At 44.1% G+C, this 18,809-nt stretch carries 18 protein-coding genes; 17 read left to right on the top strand and 1 reads right to left on the bottom strand.

Annotation, left to right across the window (positions count from 1 at the left end; all coding sequences use genetic code 11):
• The first annotated feature begins 12 nt into the window (after nucleotides 1–12).
• The 13 genes from ftsZ (at nucleotide 13) to cls (ending at nucleotide 13,731) form a co-directional block, all read left to right on the top strand.
• Nucleotides 13–1,269, top strand: coding sequence for a cell division protein FtsZ (gene ftsZ / locus M3M36_RS01785; RefSeq protein WP_252774153.1), 1,257 nt, complete (start codon nucleotides 13–15; stop codon nucleotides 1,267–1,269).
• A 13-nt stretch (nucleotides 1,270–1,282) separates the two neighbouring features.
• Nucleotides 1,283–1,723: a cell division protein SepF gene (locus M3M36_RS01780; protein ID WP_252774152.1), complete on the top strand. Its 441-nt coding sequence runs from the start codon at nucleotides 1,283–1,285 to the stop codon at nucleotides 1,721–1,723.
• A 5-nt stretch (nucleotides 1,724–1,728) separates the two neighbouring features.
• Nucleotides 1,729–1,983, top strand: coding sequence for a YggT family protein (locus M3M36_RS01775; RefSeq protein WP_047974355.1), 255 nt, complete (start codon nucleotides 1,729–1,731; stop codon nucleotides 1,981–1,983).
• A complete protein-coding gene (locus M3M36_RS01770) occupies nucleotides 1,984–2,778 on the top strand; it encodes a YlmH family RNA-binding protein (protein WP_252774151.1) in 795 nt (264 codons plus the stop codon).
• 27 nt (nucleotides 2,779–2,805) lie between these two features.
• Entirely contained in the window at nucleotides 2,806–3,576 is a 771-nt protein-coding gene (locus M3M36_RS01765) for a DivIVA domain-containing protein (protein ID WP_252774150.1), read from the top strand.
• 271 nt (nucleotides 3,577–3,847) lie between these two features.
• Nucleotides 3,848–6,646: an isoleucine--tRNA ligase gene (ileS, locus tag M3M36_RS01760; protein WP_252774149.1), complete on the top strand. Its 2,799-nt coding sequence runs from the start codon at nucleotides 3,848–3,850 to the stop codon at nucleotides 6,644–6,646.
• Nucleotides 6,647–6,752: 106 nt separating this feature from the next.
• The gene (gene rpsP, locus M3M36_RS01755) at nucleotides 6,753–7,199 is read left to right on the top strand and encodes a 30S ribosomal protein S16 (RefSeq protein WP_252774148.1); all 447 of its coding nucleotides are present in this window, start codon (nucleotides 6,753–6,755) and stop codon (nucleotides 7,197–7,199) included.
• A 99-nt stretch (nucleotides 7,200–7,298) separates the two neighbouring features.
• A complete protein-coding gene (rimM, locus tag M3M36_RS01750) occupies nucleotides 7,299–7,826 on the top strand; it encodes a ribosome maturation factor RimM (RefSeq protein ID WP_252774147.1) in 528 nt (175 codons plus the stop codon).
• Nucleotides 7,816–8,559, top strand: coding sequence for a tRNA (guanosine(37)-N1)-methyltransferase TrmD (gene trmD / locus M3M36_RS01745; RefSeq protein ID WP_252774406.1), 744 nt, complete (start codon nucleotides 7,816–7,818; stop codon nucleotides 8,557–8,559). Before rimM ends, trmD begins: the two co-directional genes overlap by 11 nt.
• A 51-nt stretch (nucleotides 8,560–8,610) precedes the next feature.
• Nucleotides 8,611–9,567 (top strand): ribonuclease Z, encoded by a 957-nt coding sequence (gene rnz, locus M3M36_RS01740; protein ID WP_252774146.1) that lies wholly within the window; start codon nucleotides 8,611–8,613, stop codon nucleotides 9,565–9,567.
• The gene (gene recJ / locus M3M36_RS01735; RefSeq protein ID WP_252774145.1) at nucleotides 9,554–11,644 is read left to right on the top strand and encodes a single-stranded-DNA-specific exonuclease RecJ; all 2,091 of its coding nucleotides are present in this window, start codon (nucleotides 9,554–9,556) and stop codon (nucleotides 11,642–11,644) included. Before rnz ends, recJ begins: the two co-directional genes overlap by 14 nt.
• 25 nt (nucleotides 11,645–11,669) lie before the next feature.
• On the top strand, nucleotides 11,670–12,203 hold the full coding sequence (locus M3M36_RS01730; protein WP_047974364.1) for an adenine phosphoribosyltransferase: 534 nt from the start codon (nucleotides 11,670–11,672) through the stop codon (nucleotides 12,201–12,203).
• A gap of 55 nt (nucleotides 12,204–12,258) precedes the next feature.
• Nucleotides 12,259–13,731, top strand: a complete 1,473-nt coding sequence (cls, locus tag M3M36_RS01725; protein ID WP_252774144.1) for a cardiolipin synthase — start codon at nucleotides 12,259–12,261, stop codon at nucleotides 13,729–13,731.
• 102 nt (nucleotides 13,732–13,833) lie between these two features.
• Here the strand turns inward: cls and M3M36_RS01720 are convergent, their stop codons facing one another.
• Nucleotides 13,834–14,520, bottom strand: a complete 687-nt coding sequence (locus M3M36_RS01720) for an SAM-dependent methyltransferase (protein ID WP_252774143.1) — start codon at nucleotides 14,518–14,520, stop codon at nucleotides 13,834–13,836.
• A 161-nt stretch (nucleotides 14,521–14,681) separates the two neighbouring features.
• Between M3M36_RS01720 and M3M36_RS01715 the strand changes: the two genes are divergently transcribed.
• The 4 genes from M3M36_RS01715 (at nucleotide 14,682) to M3M36_RS01700 (ending at nucleotide 18,794) form a co-directional block, all read left to right on the top strand.
• The gene (locus M3M36_RS01715) at nucleotides 14,682–15,344 is read left to right on the top strand and encodes a uracil-DNA glycosylase (RefSeq protein WP_420842370.1); all 663 of its coding nucleotides are present in this window, start codon (nucleotides 14,682–14,684) and stop codon (nucleotides 15,342–15,344) included.
• An 87-nt stretch (nucleotides 15,345–15,431) separates the two neighbouring features.
• A complete protein-coding gene (gene pta, locus M3M36_RS01710) occupies nucleotides 15,432–16,421 on the top strand; it encodes a phosphate acetyltransferase (protein WP_252774141.1) in 990 nt (329 codons plus the stop codon).
• A gap of 70 nt (nucleotides 16,422–16,491) precedes the next feature.
• Nucleotides 16,492–17,964 carry a glycosyltransferase gene (locus M3M36_RS01705; protein ID WP_252774140.1) on the top strand — a complete coding sequence of 491 codons (1,473 nt, stop codon included), beginning with the start codon at nucleotides 16,492–16,494 and terminating at the stop codon, nucleotides 17,962–17,964.
• Complete coding sequence (locus tag M3M36_RS01700) at nucleotides 17,961–18,794, top strand: glycosyltransferase (RefSeq protein WP_252774139.1); 834 nt, start codon at nucleotides 17,961–17,963, stop codon at nucleotides 18,792–18,794. The genes M3M36_RS01705 and M3M36_RS01700 overlap by 4 nt, the downstream gene beginning before the upstream one ends.
• Nucleotides 18,795–18,809: the final 15 nt, after the last annotated feature.

The raw sequence follows: 18,809 nt of genomic DNA, 5'->3' as shown, positions 1-18,809 counted from the left end.
GGAGTAACTTTCATGGATTTTACAATCGACGAAACGCAGGATCAAGCCGGCGCTATCATCAAGGTCATTGGTGTTGGTGGTGGTGGATCTAATGCGGTCAACCATATGATTGACGAAGGCATCCAAGGGGTTGACTTTATTGTTGCCAATACTGATGTCCAGGCCTTAGATAAATCAAAGGCTCGTCAAAAGGTTCAAATTGGACCAAAATTAACTGGTGGACTTGGTGCCGGCTCAAATCCTGAGCGTGGTGCCAAGGCAGCTGAAGAATCTGAAGAAGAAATTAAATCAGCCCTAGAGGGTGCCGATATGGTTGTTGTGACAGCCGGAATGGGTGGTGGAACCGGAAATGGTGCTGCTCCAATCGTCGCTAAGGCGGCTAAAGAAATGGGGGCCTTGACGGTCGCTGTTGTTACTCGCCCATTTTCATGGGAAGGGCCAAAGCGATCAAAGTATGCGGTAGAAGGGTTACAAGCCTTATCTGAATCCGTTGATTCTTTGATTGTGATTACAAACGAAAAGCTCAAGGACCGCATCGATTTGAAGACACCATTGTCGGAAGCCTTTCAGATTGTCGATGACGTTGTTGCCCAAGGTGTTCGTGGTATTTCAGAGTTGATTACCAATCCTGGTTTCATTAACTTGGATTTTGCCGATGTGAAAACAGTTATGCAAGATGCTGGACCAGCTTTGATGGGTGTTGGGGTCGCCAATGGTGAATCCCGTGCAAGTGATGCAACGAAGGCTGCCATTTCTTCACCATTACTCGAAGTTGATATGTCTGGTGCTGAAGATGTTTTGTTGAACATCACCGGTGGTCCTGATTTGTCATTGTACGAAGCTCAGACTGCTGCTGATGTGATTAACCAAGAAGCCGGTCGCGACGTTAACGTTATTTTTGGAACTTCTGTTGACGAAGACTTAGGCGATTCAATTCGAATTACGGTGATTGCGACCGGTTTGCAAGCGGGTGGTGTCAAACCCCTCAAACGTTCCGTTCAACAAGACAAATCAACAAATGAGTCAGAGCAAAATGGTCTTTTTGCTCGAACTGGTCAAGACCAGTCTTTAAATCAGAGCGTGCCTGGTAAGGATGATCCCTTTGAAAATTGGGATATCACGACTAGCAAACGGCCAAGTAACCAAACAGGTCAGTTCGATGGCGTTCAAAAGAGAGCTTTTGATCCCGTTGAGCCGGTTAACCAAAATATTGATTTAGACTTGTCAAACGAAGATGATGATCAGCCACCATTCTTCAAGAAACGATAAGGGGGATTGACTAATGGCATTTGATGGGATTAAGCGCCTTTTTTCGGGCGATGATGATTATTATGAAGAAGAGAGCTATGAAGAGGCACCTGAGCAACAACCTGTTCAAAAGCAAAAGCCTGCAGCAAACAAGCAAATGACCGCATTTAAAAATCAGAATCAAACTGGAGCTGCTGGAGTTGCGCAAGGTCGCATTGCTCTTTTTGAACCAAAGGTTTACGCTGATTCACGAGCAATTGCCAGTCAAGTGATTGAAGGGGATGCTGTGATTGTTAACTTTTCCCAGTTGGAAGAGGAACAAGCAATGCGAATTTTAGATTATATTGGCGGCGCTGTCTATGCTGTTTCGGGTTCGATGGAACGAGTTGGTGAGAAAATTTTCTTGTTGACACCTTCAACTTATGAAGTAGCAGGCTCTATGAGTGAAAACCTTGATAATCAAGGTCGGTATTAATATTTATGTTTGGACTACTACTAGTCACGATTATTGCGTGGCTGCTTAAGATTTATTCTTATGCACTGATTGTCTATGTTTTGATGTCATGGTTTCCAGGTGCTTATAACACATGGTTTGGCCGTGAATTAGGGAAAATTGTGACGCCATATTTGTCATGGTTCTCTTTTATCAAACCAATTGGCATCTTAGATTTGCGACCATTAATCGCTTTTATCGTCTTGGATTTGGCACAATATGCCTTGGCATGGTTCTTTTAAATGAGTAATCAGCAGGCTATCGCCCAGCACTTTCACGAAAGTGAGGGCGATTTTGTGAAGCAAGCCCTCGACTGGGTAAATCAGGCAGAAATCGACTATCGATTAGTTCTGACCAAATTTTTAAATCCGCGACAGCGCTACATTGCGCAAACGCTGGTGAATCAGCATGCAGGCCTAAAAATGTTGGAAGACGGGATTTTTGACCAAGCTGAATCAAAGCGAATCGTGATTGCACCTGATTTTTATGAGGTTGAGGAAAGTGACTTTCAACTAGTTTTGTTAGAATTGACCTTTCCGGTTAAGTTTGTCAGCCTGCGCCATAAAGACATCCTAGGTGCACTTGTACACACCGGACTCGATCGGTCAGGCTTTGGCGATATCGTGGTTAAAGAAGATGCAGGGCAAGTTCAATTAGCGGTTGACCAGCCATTAGTCGGCTTTATTCGCCAAGAGATTGGTCGCATTGGCAAGGTTAAGACCGACTGGCAAACAATTAGCTTCGAGCACGCCTTTCAAAAGGAAGAAGATGGCCAAGATCAATTTCTCTTAGTCAAATCGTTGCGTCTTGATGTGGTTGTAGCAGCTGCATTCAAACTGGCACGTGCAAAAGCACAAGCTTTAGTTACCAGTGGCTCTGTGCAAGTTAATTGGACTGTTAGTGATCAGGTTGACCGGCAAATTTCCCTAAAAGATGTGATTTCAGTGAGAAAATATGGAAGAATTTGCTTAGAAAGCTTGTCAGGGCAGAGCAAAAAGGATAAAATCAAAGCAGTTTTTAATATTATTCATCGATGAGATGAATTCGGGAGGCAGAGAGATAAGATGGCATTAACACCAGATGAGATTTTAAACCATGAATTCACTAGAAAGGGATCACGGGCATATGTCGCACGCGAAGTTGATTCTTTCTTGGATGAAGTCAATAATGATTACCGTACCTTATTGGCTGATTTTGAGAAATTACAACAACAAAATCGTCAGCAACAAAACCGTATTGATGAGCTCGAAGGTGAACGTGATCAAGTGAACGAATCAATCATGTTTGCCCAAAGCGCTGCCTCACGTTTGCGCTCTGAGACGGAATCTGAAGTGAAGTCGCAATTGACCCATGCTCAAGATGAAGCCAAGCAAATTGTTGATGAAGCCCATCAAAAAGCTGAAGCTGAATCTGCCCGTTTGGCGCAAGAGAATGTTGATTTAATTGACGAACAAAACCGCTTGCGTCAGCGAGTTGATAGTTTCCGGCAATCATTCCTGTCACTGATTGACCAACAAAAAGCTTTGCTTGAGCAGGGACAATTATCACAGGCAGTTGACAAGTTACCTGCTTCTGAATTATCGGAAAAGGTCTTGGCTGAAACGAACGATTGGTTGAATCCTGCCTCGAAAGCAGTCGTTTCAGCACCAACTAGTCAGGATAGTACTGAAGAAAAGCCGTTGCCAACCGACATTAAAGAAGTCCCAAGTTTTGCTAAAGGTCCAATCGAACCTAGTGAAGGGGAGAAGCCTGCTGAAAGTGAAACAGTTGAGGTAGAAGCGGAAGTTGCAGATCCAACAGTGGTCGTTTTTCCTGAAAATGGGCAACCAAAGTAAAAATGATTTATTAACGGTGTAAGCCAGTTTGAAAAAGTTGATATTGTTAGCGAGCCATGTCCGGTGTAAGATGGTCATTCCCTCAGCTTTTTTACATCCCTTACCCTTAATCAAACTGAACTAAGAGTAAGTTTGACGGCTTGGCCCGTTATCGCCAGTTAGAGCGTTAACCGATGGTTAGCGGAAGATAGGTGGTACCACGTAAAAAACGTCCTGTTGTCCCAAATTTTTGGGCACAGGACGTTTTTTCGTTTATTGAAAGGAGTCTCTTATGAAGTATAAAGACACATTGAATTTAGGAAAAACAGCATTTCCGATGCGAGGCTCTTTGCCAACAACGGAGCCAGAACGGCAACAAGGTTGGTACGATGACAACCTCTATGAACAACGACTGGCACAAAACGAGCAAAAGCCACATTTTAACTTGCATGATGGCCCTCCATACGCCAATGGTAACATTCACTTGGGTCACGCCTTGAATAAGATTACTAAGGACATTATTGTCCGCTACAAGAACATGAACGGCTACTATGCACCTTATGTTCCTGGCTGGGATACACACGGTTTGCCAATCGAACAGCAGCTAACAAAGGCTGGTCATGATCGTAAGTCAATGCCAAAGAGTGAATGGCGCAACCTGGCCAAGGATTTTGCTTTGGAGCAAGTTGACAAGCAGCGCAATGACTTTAAGCGTTTGGGGATTATGGCTGATTGGGATCACCCATATATCACTTTGCAACCTGAATTCGAAGCCGCACAGTTACGCGTCTTTGGTACGATGGCCAAGAAGGGCTACATTTTCCAGGGAGCTAAACCTGTCTATTGGTCATGGTCATCCGAATCAGCTTTGGCGGAAGCCGAAATTGAATATCACGACATCAAGTCAACTTCATTGTTCTATGCGAACCGCGTTAAGGATGGCAAGGGAATCTTGGATGGCGACACTTACTTGGTTGTTTGGACCACGACACCATTTACGGTTACCGCTTCACGTGGAATTACCCTGGGCCCTGATTTTGACTATGTATTGGTGAAGCCAACTGGTCAAGACAAGAAGTATGTTGTAGCCAAGGAATTGCTGGAAACGGTTGCACCAAAGTTTGGCTGGGAAGATTACGAAGTTTTGGATTCATATAAGGGCCAAGACTTGGATAAGATTACGGCTTACCATCCTTGGGACGCTGATGCTGAAGAAGTGGTTATGAATGCCGACCATGTTACTTTGGATTCTGGAACTGGTTTGGTCCACACGGCTCCAGGCTTTGGTGAAGATGATTACAATGTTTCAAAGGAATACGGCTTAGATGTTGTTGTGACGGTTGACGAAAAGGGAAACATGACCAAGAATGCGGGCCCCGATTTTGAAGGTCGGTTCTATGATGATGTCACTGGCACGGTTATCACTAAGTTGACGGATGCCGGGTTGTTCTTGGCTAAGGAAAAGATTACTCACTCATATCCATTTGATTGGCGAACAAAGAAGCCAATTATTTGGCGAGCTGTGCCGCAATGGTTTGCTTCAATTGATAATTTCCGAAAAGATATTTTGGACCAAATTGATGGGGTTAACTTCTTCCCAGCTTGGGGTCAAAAGCGCTTGCATAACATGATTGCTGGTCGTGGAGACTGGGTCATTTCTCGTCAACGTGTTTGGGGGGTGCCATTACCAATCTTTTATGCAGAAGATGGAACAGCGATTTTGGATGCTGATATTATTGAACATGTTGCCCAATTGGTTGAAAAGCACGGTTCAAATGTTTGGTTTGAACGTGAAGCTAAGGACTTGTTGCCAGAAGGTTATACGAACGAACATTCACCAAATGGCCACTTCAAGAAGGAAGAAGATATCATGGACGTTTGGTTTGATTCCGGTTCTTCTTGGAATGGGGTGATGCGGCAACGTCCTCAATTGGACTATCCTGCTGATTTGTATTTGGAAGGATCTGACCAGTACCGTGGTTGGTTTAACTCTTCATTGATTACTTCTGTGGCTGTAACGGGCCAGGCGCCTTACAAGAACTTGCTATCACAAGGCTTTACTTTGGATGGTAAGGGCAACAAGATGTCAAAGTCATTTGGAAACACGATTTCACCATTGGATGTTGGGAACAAATTTGGTGTTGAAATTTTGCGTTTGTGGACTATCTCAGTTGATACGTCCCAGGATATGCCGGTTTCAGATGAAATTTTGAAGCAAGTTGCTGATTCTTACCGTAAGATTCGCAATACTATGCGCTTTTTGTTGGCAAACACAGCTGACTTTGATTATGAAACTGACCAAGTTGCCTTTGCAGACCGTGCTGCCCATGACCAATATGCAACGGTATTGTTGAATAACTTGGTAGCAGATTTGAAGGATAGTTACGATAACTACCGTCTCAATGAAATTTACTCTCGGTTGATTAACTTTATTAATGTTGACTTATCGGCCTTTTATTTGGATGTCGCCAAGGATGTGGTGTATGTTGAAGCGCCGGATTCCGCTTTGCGTCGTTCAATGCAATCTGTCTTCTATGAAATTTTGACGGCCTTAACGAAGTTAATGGTGCCAGTTTTGCCACACACGGCTGAAGAAATCTGGTCATATATCCCACATACCAACACGAAATACGCTTACTTGCAAGACATGCCAACGGTAAAGGATTTGCCAGAAACTGAAGACATGATGGTCAAGTGGGAAACAGTCTTTACATTGCGTTCGGCAGCGAACAAGGCAATCGAAGCTGCTCGAACTGATGGCTTGGTTGGTAAGAATGCCGAAGCAGCCATGACGCTGTATTTGACGGCTGATCAGAAGAACGTTTTAGCTGATTTACACTTAGACTTACGTTTGATCTTGATGGTCTCACAGCTAGACTTGAAGGATCGTGAAGAGGTAGTGGAAACGGTGCCAAGCTTTGATGGCGTGCCTGTCTTAGTCGAAAAGGCCCGTGGTGGATTGTCACCACGTGACCGTCGCTATCACGAAGACTTGGGAGCTGATGAAGCTTTCCCAGAATTATCAAAAGCTGAAGCTGAATTGGTTCGGAAGTATTACCCAGCTGCTTTAGCAGAAGGTTTTGAAGCTTAAAAATCAGTTATTTGGATTTTAAAAAACGATGTCAAGTAAAAACACTTGACATCGTTTTTTATATTTGGCATAATAGAGAAGTAAAGAAATACGGAGGAATTATATTATGGCAGTTAAAATTCGCTTGAAGCGGATGGGTGCTAAGAAGCGTCCATTCTACCGCGTTGTTATCGCTGACTCACGTTCACCACGTGACGGTCGTTTTATCGAAACAGTGGGAACTTATAACCCAATTACTGTTCCAGCAGAAGTAAAGTTGGACGAAGCTAAGATCTTGGCTTGGTTGGCAAATGGTGCACAACCATCTGATACAGCTCGTAACTTGTTGTCAAAGGCTGGAATCATGGCTAAGTATGCTGAACAAAAGGCTGGTGCAGCTTCTGAAAAGCCTGCTAAGACAAAGAAAGCGGTAGCTGCTAAGCCAGCTGCGGCTGCTTCATCTGAAAAGCCAACGGCTAAGAACAAGGTTGCCGAAATTAAGGCATACTTGGACGCCCAGGGTATCGACTACCCAGCATCAGCTAAGAAGGCTGATTTGTTGGAATTGGTTTAAGACAAACTGGTTTTTAAAGTGGAAACTACCAAAGTTCATTTGGTAGTTTTTTCTTTTTGAACAAGCTAAGATAAGCAAAGCTTTGCTATAATAGAGAGTATGGAAACAAAAAATTACTTTAAAATTGGAACGATTGTCAATACACACGGCATTCGTGGTGAGTTAAAAATCAAAGCCATTACGGATTTTGCGGACGACCGCTTTCAAAAGGGCCAAGCTATTTATCGTTTGGACCGGGGAAAATATGTCAAGGAAACGATTGCCAAGGCCCGGGTTCATAAGGGCATGTGGTTGGTCACCTTTGAGGGTGTTGATAATATTAACCAGGTTGAAATTTTTAAGGGCCAGGACATCTTTGTTGATGAAGCAGACCGCGCTGACCTTGACGATGGGGAGTATTACTACAACGAAATCATTGGCTGCACCGTCGTCGACTTAAACGGGCAAACTATGGGTGAAATCAAAGAAATTATGACGACCGGAGCCAACGATGTTTGGATTATGAAGCGTCCCAAAGGCAAAGATGGCTTAATTCCGGTGATCGATGACGTCGTAAAAGAGGTCAATGTGGCTGATAAGCTGATTACCATTGATGTCTTGGAAGGGCTATTTGACGATGAAAATTGATGTTTTAAGCCTTTTTCCAGATATGTTTGCGCCGATGCGTCAATCAATTATCGGCAAGGCCATCGACCGTGGTGACCTTGATTTTGCCGTGACCGACTTTCGTGATTATACGACAAACAAACATAATAATGTTGACGACTATCCCTTCGGTGGTGGGGCTGGCATGTTACTGACGCCCCAACCGATTTTTGATGCCTTAGAAGCTGTCAAGGAAAATAGTCCTGAAAAAAGTGCTGGGCATGTCATCTTGTTGGATCCGGCTGGAAAGAAGTTTGACCACACGGATGCAAAGCGATTGGCGAACTATGACCATTTAACTTTTATTGCCGGTCATTATGAAGGCTATGATGAACGAATCAAGACCTTGGTAGATGAGGAACTTTCACTGGGCGATTATGTGTTAACTGGTGGGGAGCTAGCCTCGATGGTTATGATTGATGCAACGGTGCGCTTTTTACCCCATGTCTTGGGCAATGCCGAATCGGCAGCAGGTGATTCATTCGCTGACGGCTTGCTAGAATACCCACAATACACGCGACCAGCCGACTTTCGAGGGCTCAGCGTACCAGAAGTCTTAACTTCTGGAAACCACGGTAAAATCGCTGAATGGCGGTTGAAAGAAGCGTTAAAAAAGACATACTTGCGTCGACCTGATTTGTTAGAAAATCGGGTATTTACAAATGAAGAACGCGACCTATTGGATGATATTAAGAGTGAATTAGCAGATGATTAATTTGTACTAGTAAGCATCGGTAGATCGAATAGAGGATAAAGGACAAGACCGATGGAACTGGAATTTTTAGGAACCGGCTCGGGCCAACCATCTAAATTTCGCAATGTGGCTAGCGTTGCTTTGAAGCTGCTTGATGAACGGAATGCTGTGTGGCTTTTTGATGTTGGGGAAGCGACCCAGCACCAAATTTTGCAAACAACAATTCGCCCTCGAAAGATTGAAAAAATTTTTATTTCCCATTTGCATGGCGACCATATCTTCGGTTTACCTGGTTTATTGTCCTCCCGGTCTTTTCAGGGTGCCGATAAAAGTGAACCGCTGACGATTTATGGCCCCAAGGGTTTGAAGTCTTTTGTTCAAACGGCTTTACGAATTTCAGATACGCACTTGTCTTATCCAGTTCACTATGTTGAAATTGAGGTCGGAACGATCTTTGAAGATGAAACCTTCCGAGTGGTCGCGGCTCCCTTGAAGCACCGAATTGAGGCCTGGGGTTTTCGGGTGGAAGAAAAAGCACATCCAGGAGAGTTGCTGATTGATAAGGTAAAGGCTGATCAAATTCCGGCCGGTCCTGTTTATGGCCGCTTAAAGGCTGGCGAAACAGTTACCTTGGACGATGGTCGTGTGATTAACGGTCAGGATTATCTTGGCCCAGCCCAGCCGGGCCGGGTCGTGACCTTTATTTTGGATACACTTCCAAACGACCAAGCCAAGATTTTGGCACAAGGTGCAGATGTTTTGGTCCACGAATCAACCTATGGTCAAAGTAAAGAAGAAAGTAAATTAGCACGGGCACATGGACATTCCACCTCTCGTGATGCGGCTAACCTCGCACTTGACAGTCATATTGGCAAATTGGTCTTAGTCCACATCTCTGCCCGCTATATTGGCCCATTATTAAAGAAGTTCATAAGCGATGTGAAGCATTTGTTCCCAAATACCTATGTTGCCCGTGACTTCGACGTGGTTGATGTCCCATTCAAGAAGGAGCAGCATGGTACCAAGTAATTGGCGGTTGTTAGACCAACCGGATCAAACAAGTAGCCAATGGTTACAGGAACAATTACACTTAAACCCAGTTACAGCAGGTTTTTTGGTGCAAAACGGCATCAAGGATGTTAAAGAGGCCCAAGCTTTTTTGCACCCTGATTTTCAAAGTATTCATGATCCAAACGAATTTTTCGATATGGAAAAAGCAGTGGAGCGGATTCAAGAAGCGGTGTTTACTGCTGAACCAATATTGGTGTACGGTGACTATGATGTCGATGGCATCACGAGTACCGCGATTATGGTGGAAACATTAACCTCGCTTGGTGCAGAAGTCACCCCCTACATTCCAAACCGATTTGAAGATGGGTATGGGCCTAATCTGAAGACATATCAACGCTTAGTTGAAGAAACCGGTGCAAGTTTGATTATCACCGTTGATAACGGTGTGGGTGGGCACGAGGCGATTGCTTGGGCGCAAGGTGCTGGCATTGATGTGGTCGTGACTGACCATCACGCACTGCCAGAAACCCTGCCTGAGGCCTATGCGATCATCCACCCACGTCATCCAGAGGGAAACTATCCTTTTACTGATTTATCAGGAGCGGGGGTTGCTTTTAAGGTTGCCCAGGCAATTTTAGCCGATGGCCAACCCGCTGAATCGTTGGAAGACTTACCAGTAGAATTTTTGGATTTGGTTGCCATGGGGGCTGTGGCCGATGTGGTTTCTTTGACTGATGAAAACCGAGCCTTTGTGACCTGGGGACTTAAGCAAATTGAGGAAAATCCCAGACCTGGTTTAGCAGCACTGTTAAAGAGTGCCAAACATGCCAAGGGACAAGCAATCTTAGCTGAGACGATCGGTTTCAAGATTGCGCCACGGTTAAACGCAATTGGTCGACTAACCAATGGTCAGTTAGGGTTGGAACTTTTGCTAACAAAGGACCCGGACCGAGCTAAGGCAATTGCTAAGGAAGTCGAACAGCTCAATGATCAACGCCGAACTTTAGTGGATACTGTTTTTGACCAGGCAAAAGAGCAAGCTTTAGACAAAAAAAATCAGCAGAACAATATCTTACTGATTGCCGGTCAAGATTGGCACCAGGGGATTCTTGGCATTGTCGCTGCCCGTTTGGCCGAATTAGTGAAAAAGCCCGTGGTGGTTCTTGCACTCGTTGATGGCGTTTACAAGGGTTCTGGTCGGTCCTTTGGGGACTTTGATTTGCACGCCTTCTTGCAGGCCTATAGTGATCACTTTACTAGTTTCGGTGGTCATGCTGGTGCTTTAGGAGTGAGCATGGTGCTGGACGAATTGCCGGTAGTCCAAAGCTTGGTTCAACAAGATGGGGCTGACCTGCAATTTGCTGATCAAAAATTGGCTGTTAATTTGGTTGTGCAGCCACGTCTTTTAACGCCTGACTTTTACCAGCAATTAGCCTTACTTGAGCCATTTGGGCAAGGAAACCCACAGCCGGTCATTGCTGTTGAGGATGTACCATTAGAGTCGGTGCAATCAATGGGAGCGCTCAATCAACACTTAAAGCTGAATTTCCGTGGTGGGCGGGGACTTGTTGAAGCTTTGGCCTTCAACCAGCCCGAGTTGGTGAAAGAAGCCCAAGAAAAAAGGCAGGCAACACTAGCAGGTAAGGTTGGTGTAAATACCTTTGCCGGTAAAACTAGGTTGCAGCTGATGCTGGAAGATTTAGCCTTTGTCGCAACGGAACAAGGTCAGCCTACGCCAATGGGGCCAGCTGTTCGTCAGGTTAACAAGCAAGTAGCCCAAACAGCCCAGACTGCACAAGCTACGGTTAAAAATTCATCCAAAACATTGGCCCAGGTAATCGGTCAAACGAATAGTCAAGACTTTGCCAGATTATATAAATATTTGTACGGACACCAAAATTTGGACATTATCGGGCATTTAGAAGTTGTATTATCCGAACTTTCAATGCAAGAAAAGCAATTTAAATTAATGATTCAGGTCTTTTTGGACCTTGGTTTTGTTAAAATGAATGCAGGGACCATTTTGTGTTTACCAAGTACCAGTAAAAAGCCCTTGGCAAACTCTGTCACATACCAGCGGTATTTTGCCGGTTAATGAACCCGGTTTGAGGAAATAAAAAATGAGTAAAATTGATTTACATGATTATGTTGCCACTGTGGAAGATTATCCAGAACCTGGTGTTTCTTTCCGTGACATCTCACCATTGATGGGTGATGGACCAGCTTATAAGCAAGCAATTGATCAAATTGTTGACTTCGCCAAAGACTTAGATGTCGACTTGATTGCTGGACCAGAATCACGGGGCTTCATTGTTGGTTCACCATTGGCCTATGCCATGGGCATCGGTTTTGTACCAGCGCGTAAGTCTGGTAAGCTACCCCGTAAAGCCGTCTCAGCTTCTTATACTTTGGAGTACGGTGGTGTTAATGAGTTGGAAATTCACGAGGATGCTATCCAACCAGGGCAACGGGTCTTGATTGTTGATGACCTTTTAGCAACTGGTGGAACCATCAATGCTACCCGAAAGATTGTGGAAGAATTAGGTGGCGTTGTGGCCGGGGTTGCCTTTATTATTGAATTAGAGGACCTCCACGGTCGAGAGAAGATTATGGAAGCCGGCGAAGTACCGTTTGTTGCTTTGATGGAATACTAAGGACTAGCAGCTGGTACAAAACCGGACTTTCACAGGGTGAAATAAAGGCAAGCAGATGCTCACAACACTATTAGTACTTTTAATGATTAATACAACCGTTGCCGTTATTACGGTATTTCGGGAACCAAGAGACATCGCCGCTACTTGGGCTTGGATTTTGGTGCTGATTTTAATTCCGGTTCTTGGTTTTATTATTTATTCTTTTGCGGGCCGGAAGCTATCACAGCGCCGGCTTTTTGCCTATCAAGGCCAGGATACATCGGCGATGAATGAAAAAATCGCCGATTTGATTCAAGAAGCCGATGAGCGTGGTAAACGGGAGGGGTTCGTTCCGCATTTTAACGAAACGCAAGCTTCCTTAGTTCAGGCCCAGTCTTTGGTGACACTGTTTCAAAATATTAATCAAACCTCCTTGGCAACAAAAAATAGGGTGAAATTCCTGACTTCCGGTCGGGCTTTCTTTGACCACTTAAAAGAGGATTTGAGGCAGGCAGAAAAAAATATTAACCTTGAGTTTTATACTTTTTACAGTGACAAGCTGGGTCATGAAATCAGAGATATTTTAGTTGAACGGGCTCGAGCCGGTGTTGAGGTGCACGTAATTTACGATGCCCTGGGATCTTTTGGAACCACCAAGCGGTTCTTTGCACCCTTGCGAGCGGCGGGCGGTCATGCTGCGCCTTTCTTGAAAAGGCGACTGACACTAATCGATTTTCAGCTGAACTTTCGTGATCACCGTAAAATCGTGGTGATCGATGGTAAAATTGGCTATGTTGGTGGCTTTAATATTGGCGACCAATACCTTGGCCGTGATAAAAAATTTGGCCATTGGCGCGATACCCACTTGCGAATGACAGGTTCGGGCGTTTACTCACTTCAAGCTCATTTTTTGTTGGATTGGAACGCCTCTGATCCTAAGAGACCGATGGCGGTGACGTCAGACTGTTACTTTCCACCGTTGTCATTAGCGTTGCAGGGCAAGTCAAACTTACAAATTGTGACTTCCGGTCCTGAAACAGATGACGAACAAATTAAGATGGGCTATATCCGCTTAATCCAATTGGCCAAAAAACGCTGCTGGATTCAAACACCTTATTTAATCCCCGATGATTCAACCTTTGATGCTTTACGAATTGCCGCTAACTCGGGCGTTGATGTCCGAATTATGGTCCCTTGTATGCCAGACCACCCTTTTGTTTATCGAGCTACCCAGTACTATGCTGCGCAGTTAGCTAAGTACGGAATTAAGATTTATTATTATAAAAATGGTTTCTTGCACGCTAAGACGATGGTGGTTGATGACCATTTGGCTTCTGTTGGTTCGGCTAATTTGGATTTTCGTTCCTTTAAGTTGAATTTCGAAGTGAATGCCTTTCTATACGACTCTGACTTAGCTCATCATCTTGCCCATGTCTTTAAGCAGGATTTAACTGTTTCCAGTGAGCAAACGGTGACGAGCTTTGCCCAACAGGGCCGTTGGCTGGTCTTTAAACAGTATGTCGCCAGGCTGCTGGCACCAATTTTATAAAAATCAGATTGATATTGTCTCCAGAATTAGGTCGATCAAAAAAAAGAAGGCTTTGGCCTTCTTTTTTGTTAAAATTAATAAATTTTTAACTTGCTTAACTGATCAATGTACCAGATAAACGACATCTTGAATCATGTCAAAGGCTTGATAATGCTGATTTAAAACAGCATTCAATTCCAAATCAGCCTCTTGCCAGAATTTTTTTGAATTGGTGGCACCATTCTTTTCACCAATGACAATTAAGTGAAAAGGTTGGGACTGGCTCCGCAGATACTGTAAAATTTTCCAGTCATCATCACTGGTATCTGGTGCCCAAGCCATCACAAAAATTGGTTGAGAATTTGGGTCATCGGCTTTGTGGAGACTCTCTTTGACGGCTGTGAGTGCAGCTTGTTTGCTAACGGCTGTCCAGGGGACAGGCCGTTGATTATCCTGTCCACTCCAATCGAGATTATCGACAGCTGTCACAACATGTCCTTGCGCTTTTAGTGCAGCAGAAAGTGCGGCATTACCGGCCATTAACTCAACAATCGGTCGAGAATCGGCGAAGCGGACTAAATCCTGAACCCAATCTGTGTTTGGTAAAAACCAGAGCCCGTAGTTGACAATCAGTGTTTCCCTTAGCTGTGCTAATGCGTCATCAAGAAGGAGACGTTCTGGATGGCGACTTAAGGATTTGACATCTTCGAGAAGGTTGGGGAGCTGGTGCGGTGGCAGCTGTTGGTAATCAAGGGCTGTCAGAGTTTGAATTACCGCATCAATTTTGGCTAGTGACTGTGGGTCGGCCATGTATTGTTCTTTTAAATCAAGTAGTTTGTCTCGGCTAAGCATAAAGAGTCCTTAAGATTGGGTAAAAACGTCTTAGGTGGCGTTTTCTCTCATCATTTTCTTTGGTACAGTGTTAATGAAATGTCTTATTAGGAGTAGTATACACTATGGCTGATTTTTCTTTGACCAAAACTGACTGGGACCAGGCCTTAGCCCCTCTTTTGCCAATAGTCTATCAGCACCGGGCCGAATCATTTTTAAGTGAAATTTATCAAAATCCTCAAAAACCAGTTTATCCGCAGCGTGAAAACGTTTTTTTGGCTTTTGAGAAGACACCGTTAGCGCAAACGAAAGTAGTTATTTTAGGTCAAGACCCCTATCATGGCGAAAGTCAGGCCCAGGGTCTGGCCTTTTCAGTGCCTGATACTTTAGCAGCGCCACCGTCATTGCGTAATATCTTAAAAGAATTGGCCAGTGATGTCGGGTTTAATCGGTCAAGCCATGATTTAACAACATGGGCAAGTCAAGGTGTTTTGCTGTTAAATACGGTTTTGACGGTTGCTGCCGGTCAAGCCAATAGCCATCAAAAAAAAGGCTGGGAAGAGCTTTCAGATGCAGCGATTAAGGCAGCGAGTGCTGATCAACGGCCAAAAGTTTTCATCCTGTGGGGGAAGCCAGCTCAGCAAAAAGCGCGTTTAATCGATGCTGAAAAACACCTCATTTTAATGGCACCACACCCAAGCCCATTGGCTGCCTATCGAGGTTTTTTTGGTTCTAAACCATTTTCAAAGACTAATGCCTTTTTAGAAAGGCACCAAGAGGTACCTGTTAACTGGCTGAAATAAGTTTGAAATTTGCCCGTAAAGGGGTAATAAAAGAAAGAAATTTTGGTATACTTTAGAAAAGACTAACGAACAAAAGGGAGCAGAAATATGTCACTTTTCGATCAGTTTAAAACAGAAATTAAGGGCCAAAAAATTCGCCTGGTCTTTCCTGAGGGAACGGACGAGCGGGTTTTGACAGCAGCCGTTGAATTGGCCCAAGAAGACTTGGTCAACCCAATTATTTTGGGTGAAAAAGAGGCGATTGTTGCCCTTTCAAAGAAACTTCAATTAAGTCTAAACCAGGTGGAAATTGTTGATATCAAAACTGTTTCAGCAGATCAACGCGTCAAGATGATTAAGGCCTTAGTTGAGCGCCGTAAGGGCAAGACGGATGAAAGAACAGCTGAAAAGTGGCTCCAAGATGAAAATTACTTTGGTACGATGCTGGTCCAAATGGGGGCTGCCGAGGGGATGGTTTCTGGGGCAGTGCATCCAACTGGTGATACGGTACGTCCAGCCCTCCAGTTAATTAAGACGGCTCCTGGTTCACGCCGAATTTCTGGTGCCTTTATTATGCAAAAAGGAGATCAGCGTTTTGTCTTTGCTGACTGTGCCATTAATATCGACATTGATGCTGAAACGATGGCCCAAATAGCTATTCAATCAGCCCATACTGCTAAGATTTTTGGTATCAAGCCAAAGGTGGCCATGCTTTCATTTTCAACGAAGGGGTCTGCTAAGGGTGCCCAAGTTGAAAAGGTTCAGGAAGCGACAAAGATAGCCAAGGAATTGGCACCAGAATTAGCCGAACAAATTGATGGCGATTTGCAATTTGACGCAGCCGTTGTTGAAAAGGTAGCTAATGCCAAGGCACCCGACTCAGCGGTGGCTGGTCAGGCGAATGTCTTTGTCTTTCCAAGTTTGGAATCGGGGAATATCGGCTATAAGATTGCCCAACGTTTGGGCGGGTTTGAGGCGATTGGCCCAATTTTGCAAGGACTGGCCAAGCCGGTTTCAGACCTTTCCAGGGGTGCTTCTAAAGATGATGTGGTCAAGGTAGCCATCATCACAGCAGCTCAAGCTCTGGCACAACGTTAATTAAGTGCATTAAAGGGGTAACCGAGTCCTTGGTTAGCCCTTTCTTGCCATTATTTTAACAAAAATCTGAATGAAAGCAGTATGTGTCTTTATGAATTTTTTTCTTAACCAAGGTATGGGTCACGGCAATTCGGGCGTTGAACATGCTCAATTCTATCGGGCTCAATGCTTTTTAAAGGGACAATTACCATTCAAAATTGTCTTTACTGATTTACTGCAAGATTTGCATGTTCATATGCGTGAATGGCATTTACCAGAAAATCAGGTTATTGGTCTTTATGACTTTTTGTTAGCTGCCGACCCTTTTGACTACTTGGATCATGGTTTGCCTGCTGACGAAGTGCACAAGAGCCACGAAAAGATTTTAATTGATCAAACCGATACGCAGCGCATGATTACGACTCAAAGTTCCGGTAATTACCAAATTCGTCGTTTACGCGATAAGATTTTTAATACAGAAAAAAATATCTATATTGTTGATGATGCTTATGTTTCCTTGACGAAGGGGACACATCAGGTCGAGTGGTCGTATCGACAGGGGCCAGGTGAAAAAATCATGCAGGACATTCATCTGACGAATTTCTTAGGGGAAAATTACTATTTCTTGACTTTTGACGAGTTAGTGACTTTTTTCTTAAATCAACTTGAAGTACATTTTGGACAAAATACGTATTTTATTGATCGGGGAACATTCTATGATGAAGCCCTGGTCCGACAAAAAGTAGCGGGTTCGACGCAGAAAATTGTTGGCATGGTTCATGCTAACCACAAGGTTAGTGAAGAGAACGGGCACATTCTTTTTAATAATTTTTATCAGTACACATTGGATCATTTGGACCAGTATGATGCGGTTGTTGTGGCAACCAAGGCACAAAAAGAGGCTCTAAAGAGTGATTTGCAAGGTTATACCGCAGCGAAAAACCTCGATAAGATAGATGCCATTCCCGTTGGTGGGGTAACGAATCTTGGCCAAAAAAAGACCAGGAAGAATCAAAAACTAAATTTGGTGACAGCCTCGCGTTTGCATGAAGAAAAGCACATTGACCAAATTATTGATGCTGTTCACGTTTTAGTGGCACGTGGTCATGACGTCAATTTGACTATCTATGGTGCCGGGGCCGAGCAGAAAAAATTAGCCAAGCAAATTAAGGATCTTGGTTTGACTAATCGCGTTGTCTTAGCTGGTTTATCTCAGAATGTGACAAAGGATTTGCAGCGTTATGATGTTTTTGTTTCCGCGTCATACTCTGAGGGATTTGGCTTGACTTATCTGGAAGCATTAAGTCAGGGCCTCCCAGTTGCTAGTTATGCAAATAACTTTGGCGCTAAGGAATTGATCCATCCCGGTGAAAATGGTTATTTGGCTGATTTTTTAACAACCGATGCTGATCGTAACAACAATGTGGTCCAGCTTGCGGAGGCTATTTTATCTTGTTTCCAAGATTACGATCGGCTTTCAGCTGGTGCAATCGCTTCTTGCCGGCCATTTTTGACAGAAAAGGTTACTGAAAAATGGGTGGAATTGGAGGATGAACTAGCATGAAAGTTGCACTAATTAATAGTTTTGATGAAAGAAACCAGCAGGCAGTTGCTTGGCAAATTAATCAAGTGCTGGCTGGTGAGTTGGATGAACTTTGGCTGGCAACCCCACATGAAGATGCTGTTCAAATTGCCCGTGATCTTGGCTTAGAATTACACCAAGTTTTTGACCTTTGTAGTCAAAGTTATTTGGCCGATCAAGTAGCTGGTGAGGGACTCTGGTTTTATGATTTAAAAGTTCCTAACCAGGGTCAATTGGTTGTCAATCAGGATTGGACGAAGAGTATTTCCGTGGCTGGACACTTGGTGGCGGACGTACGCTGGTTCGCCAATTCTAACCGCCTCGTGCAGGCCGTGACTTGGCAGAACGCAGGTGGTCAAGTCGAGCGTAAAGACATTTATCAACGCAATGGCCGTTTGTTCGCCAAACAATATTTTAGTAATGGCCAACTGCTTCAATCTGATTTTTACGTTGGCTTTGATCAGCTGGTTTGCCAAGACTTTTATTTTCAAGGGATGCGCAACTTTGTTCTTGATCAAAGGCAGCGCCACTATGATTCTGCCGAGAATTACTTGGAACATGTGATAGCAAAGCAGGGACACTGCGATGTCCAAATTAGTACAGTTGACCGTTGTTTAGTTTTAGCACCAACGGGGTCAACTCTGGCCCTGCCACAGGGTGTTTTGGATGAACAGGGAAATGTCTGGCCTGATTTGGTCATGGTCTTAACGAAACAAAAATATGGTGTTAGCCGTGTATTGGTGGCAAAAAGTGACCACGAAAAACTAAAGAAGGCGGGACTTCCCTTAGATAAGGTTGAACTGTTCGCTTGAGGTTGATAAAGGAGA

The organism is Fructobacillus americanaquae, from assembly GCF_024029775.1.
Taxonomy (GTDB): Bacteria; Bacillota; Bacilli; order Lactobacillales; family Lactobacillaceae; genus Fructobacillus; species Fructobacillus americanaquae.
Note: the sequence above shows the minus strand (reverse complement) of the source record. Positions and strands in the feature narration are given on the sequence as shown.

Excerpts from the sequence above, each read along its gene's own strand:
- ftsZ (WP_252774153.1), top strand. The coding sequence starts at position 13 with ATGGATTTTACAATCGACGAAACGCAGGATCAAGCCGGCGCTATCATC.
- M3M36_RS01780 (WP_252774152.1), top strand. The coding sequence starts at position 1,283 with ATGGCATTTGATGGGATTAAGCGCCTTTTTTCGGGCGATGATGATTAT.
- M3M36_RS01775 (WP_047974355.1), top strand. The coding sequence starts at position 1,729 with ATGTTTGGACTACTACTAGTCACGATTATTGCGTGGCTGCTTAAGATT.
- M3M36_RS01770 (WP_252774151.1), top strand. The coding sequence starts at position 1,984 with ATGAGTAATCAGCAGGCTATCGCCCAGCACTTTCACGAAAGTGAGGGC.
- M3M36_RS01765 (WP_252774150.1), top strand. The coding sequence starts at position 2,806 with ATGGCATTAACACCAGATGAGATTTTAAACCATGAATTCACTAGAAAG.
- ileS (WP_252774149.1), top strand. The coding sequence starts at position 3,848 with ATGAAGTATAAAGACACATTGAATTTAGGAAAAACAGCATTTCCGATG.
- rpsP (WP_252774148.1), top strand. The coding sequence starts at position 6,753 with ATGGCAGTTAAAATTCGCTTGAAGCGGATGGGTGCTAAGAAGCGTCCA.
- rimM (WP_252774147.1), top strand. The coding sequence starts at position 7,299 with ATGGAAACAAAAAATTACTTTAAAATTGGAACGATTGTCAATACACAC.
- trmD (WP_252774406.1), top strand. The coding sequence starts at position 7,816 with ATGAAAATTGATGTTTTAAGCCTTTTTCCAGATATGTTTGCGCCGATG.
- rnz (WP_252774146.1), top strand. The coding sequence starts at position 8,611 with ATGGAACTGGAATTTTTAGGAACCGGCTCGGGCCAACCATCTAAATTT.
- recJ (WP_252774145.1), top strand. The coding sequence starts at position 9,554 with ATGGTACCAAGTAATTGGCGGTTGTTAGACCAACCGGATCAAACAAGT.
- M3M36_RS01730 (WP_047974364.1), top strand. The coding sequence starts at position 11,670 with ATGAGTAAAATTGATTTACATGATTATGTTGCCACTGTGGAAGATTAT.
- cls (WP_252774144.1), top strand. The coding sequence starts at position 12,259 with ATGCTCACAACACTATTAGTACTTTTAATGATTAATACAACCGTTGCC.
- M3M36_RS01720 (WP_252774143.1), bottom strand. The coding sequence starts at position 14,520 with ATGGCCGACCCACAGTCACTAGCCAAAATTGATGCGGTAATTCAAACT.
- pta (WP_252774141.1), top strand. The coding sequence starts at position 15,432 with ATGTCACTTTTCGATCAGTTTAAAACAGAAATTAAGGGCCAAAAAATT.
- M3M36_RS01705 (WP_252774140.1), top strand. The coding sequence starts at position 16,492 with ATGAAAGCAGTATGTGTCTTTATGAATTTTTTTCTTAACCAAGGTATG.
- M3M36_RS01700 (WP_252774139.1), top strand. The coding sequence starts at position 17,961 with ATGAAAGTTGCACTAATTAATAGTTTTGATGAAAGAAACCAGCAGGCA.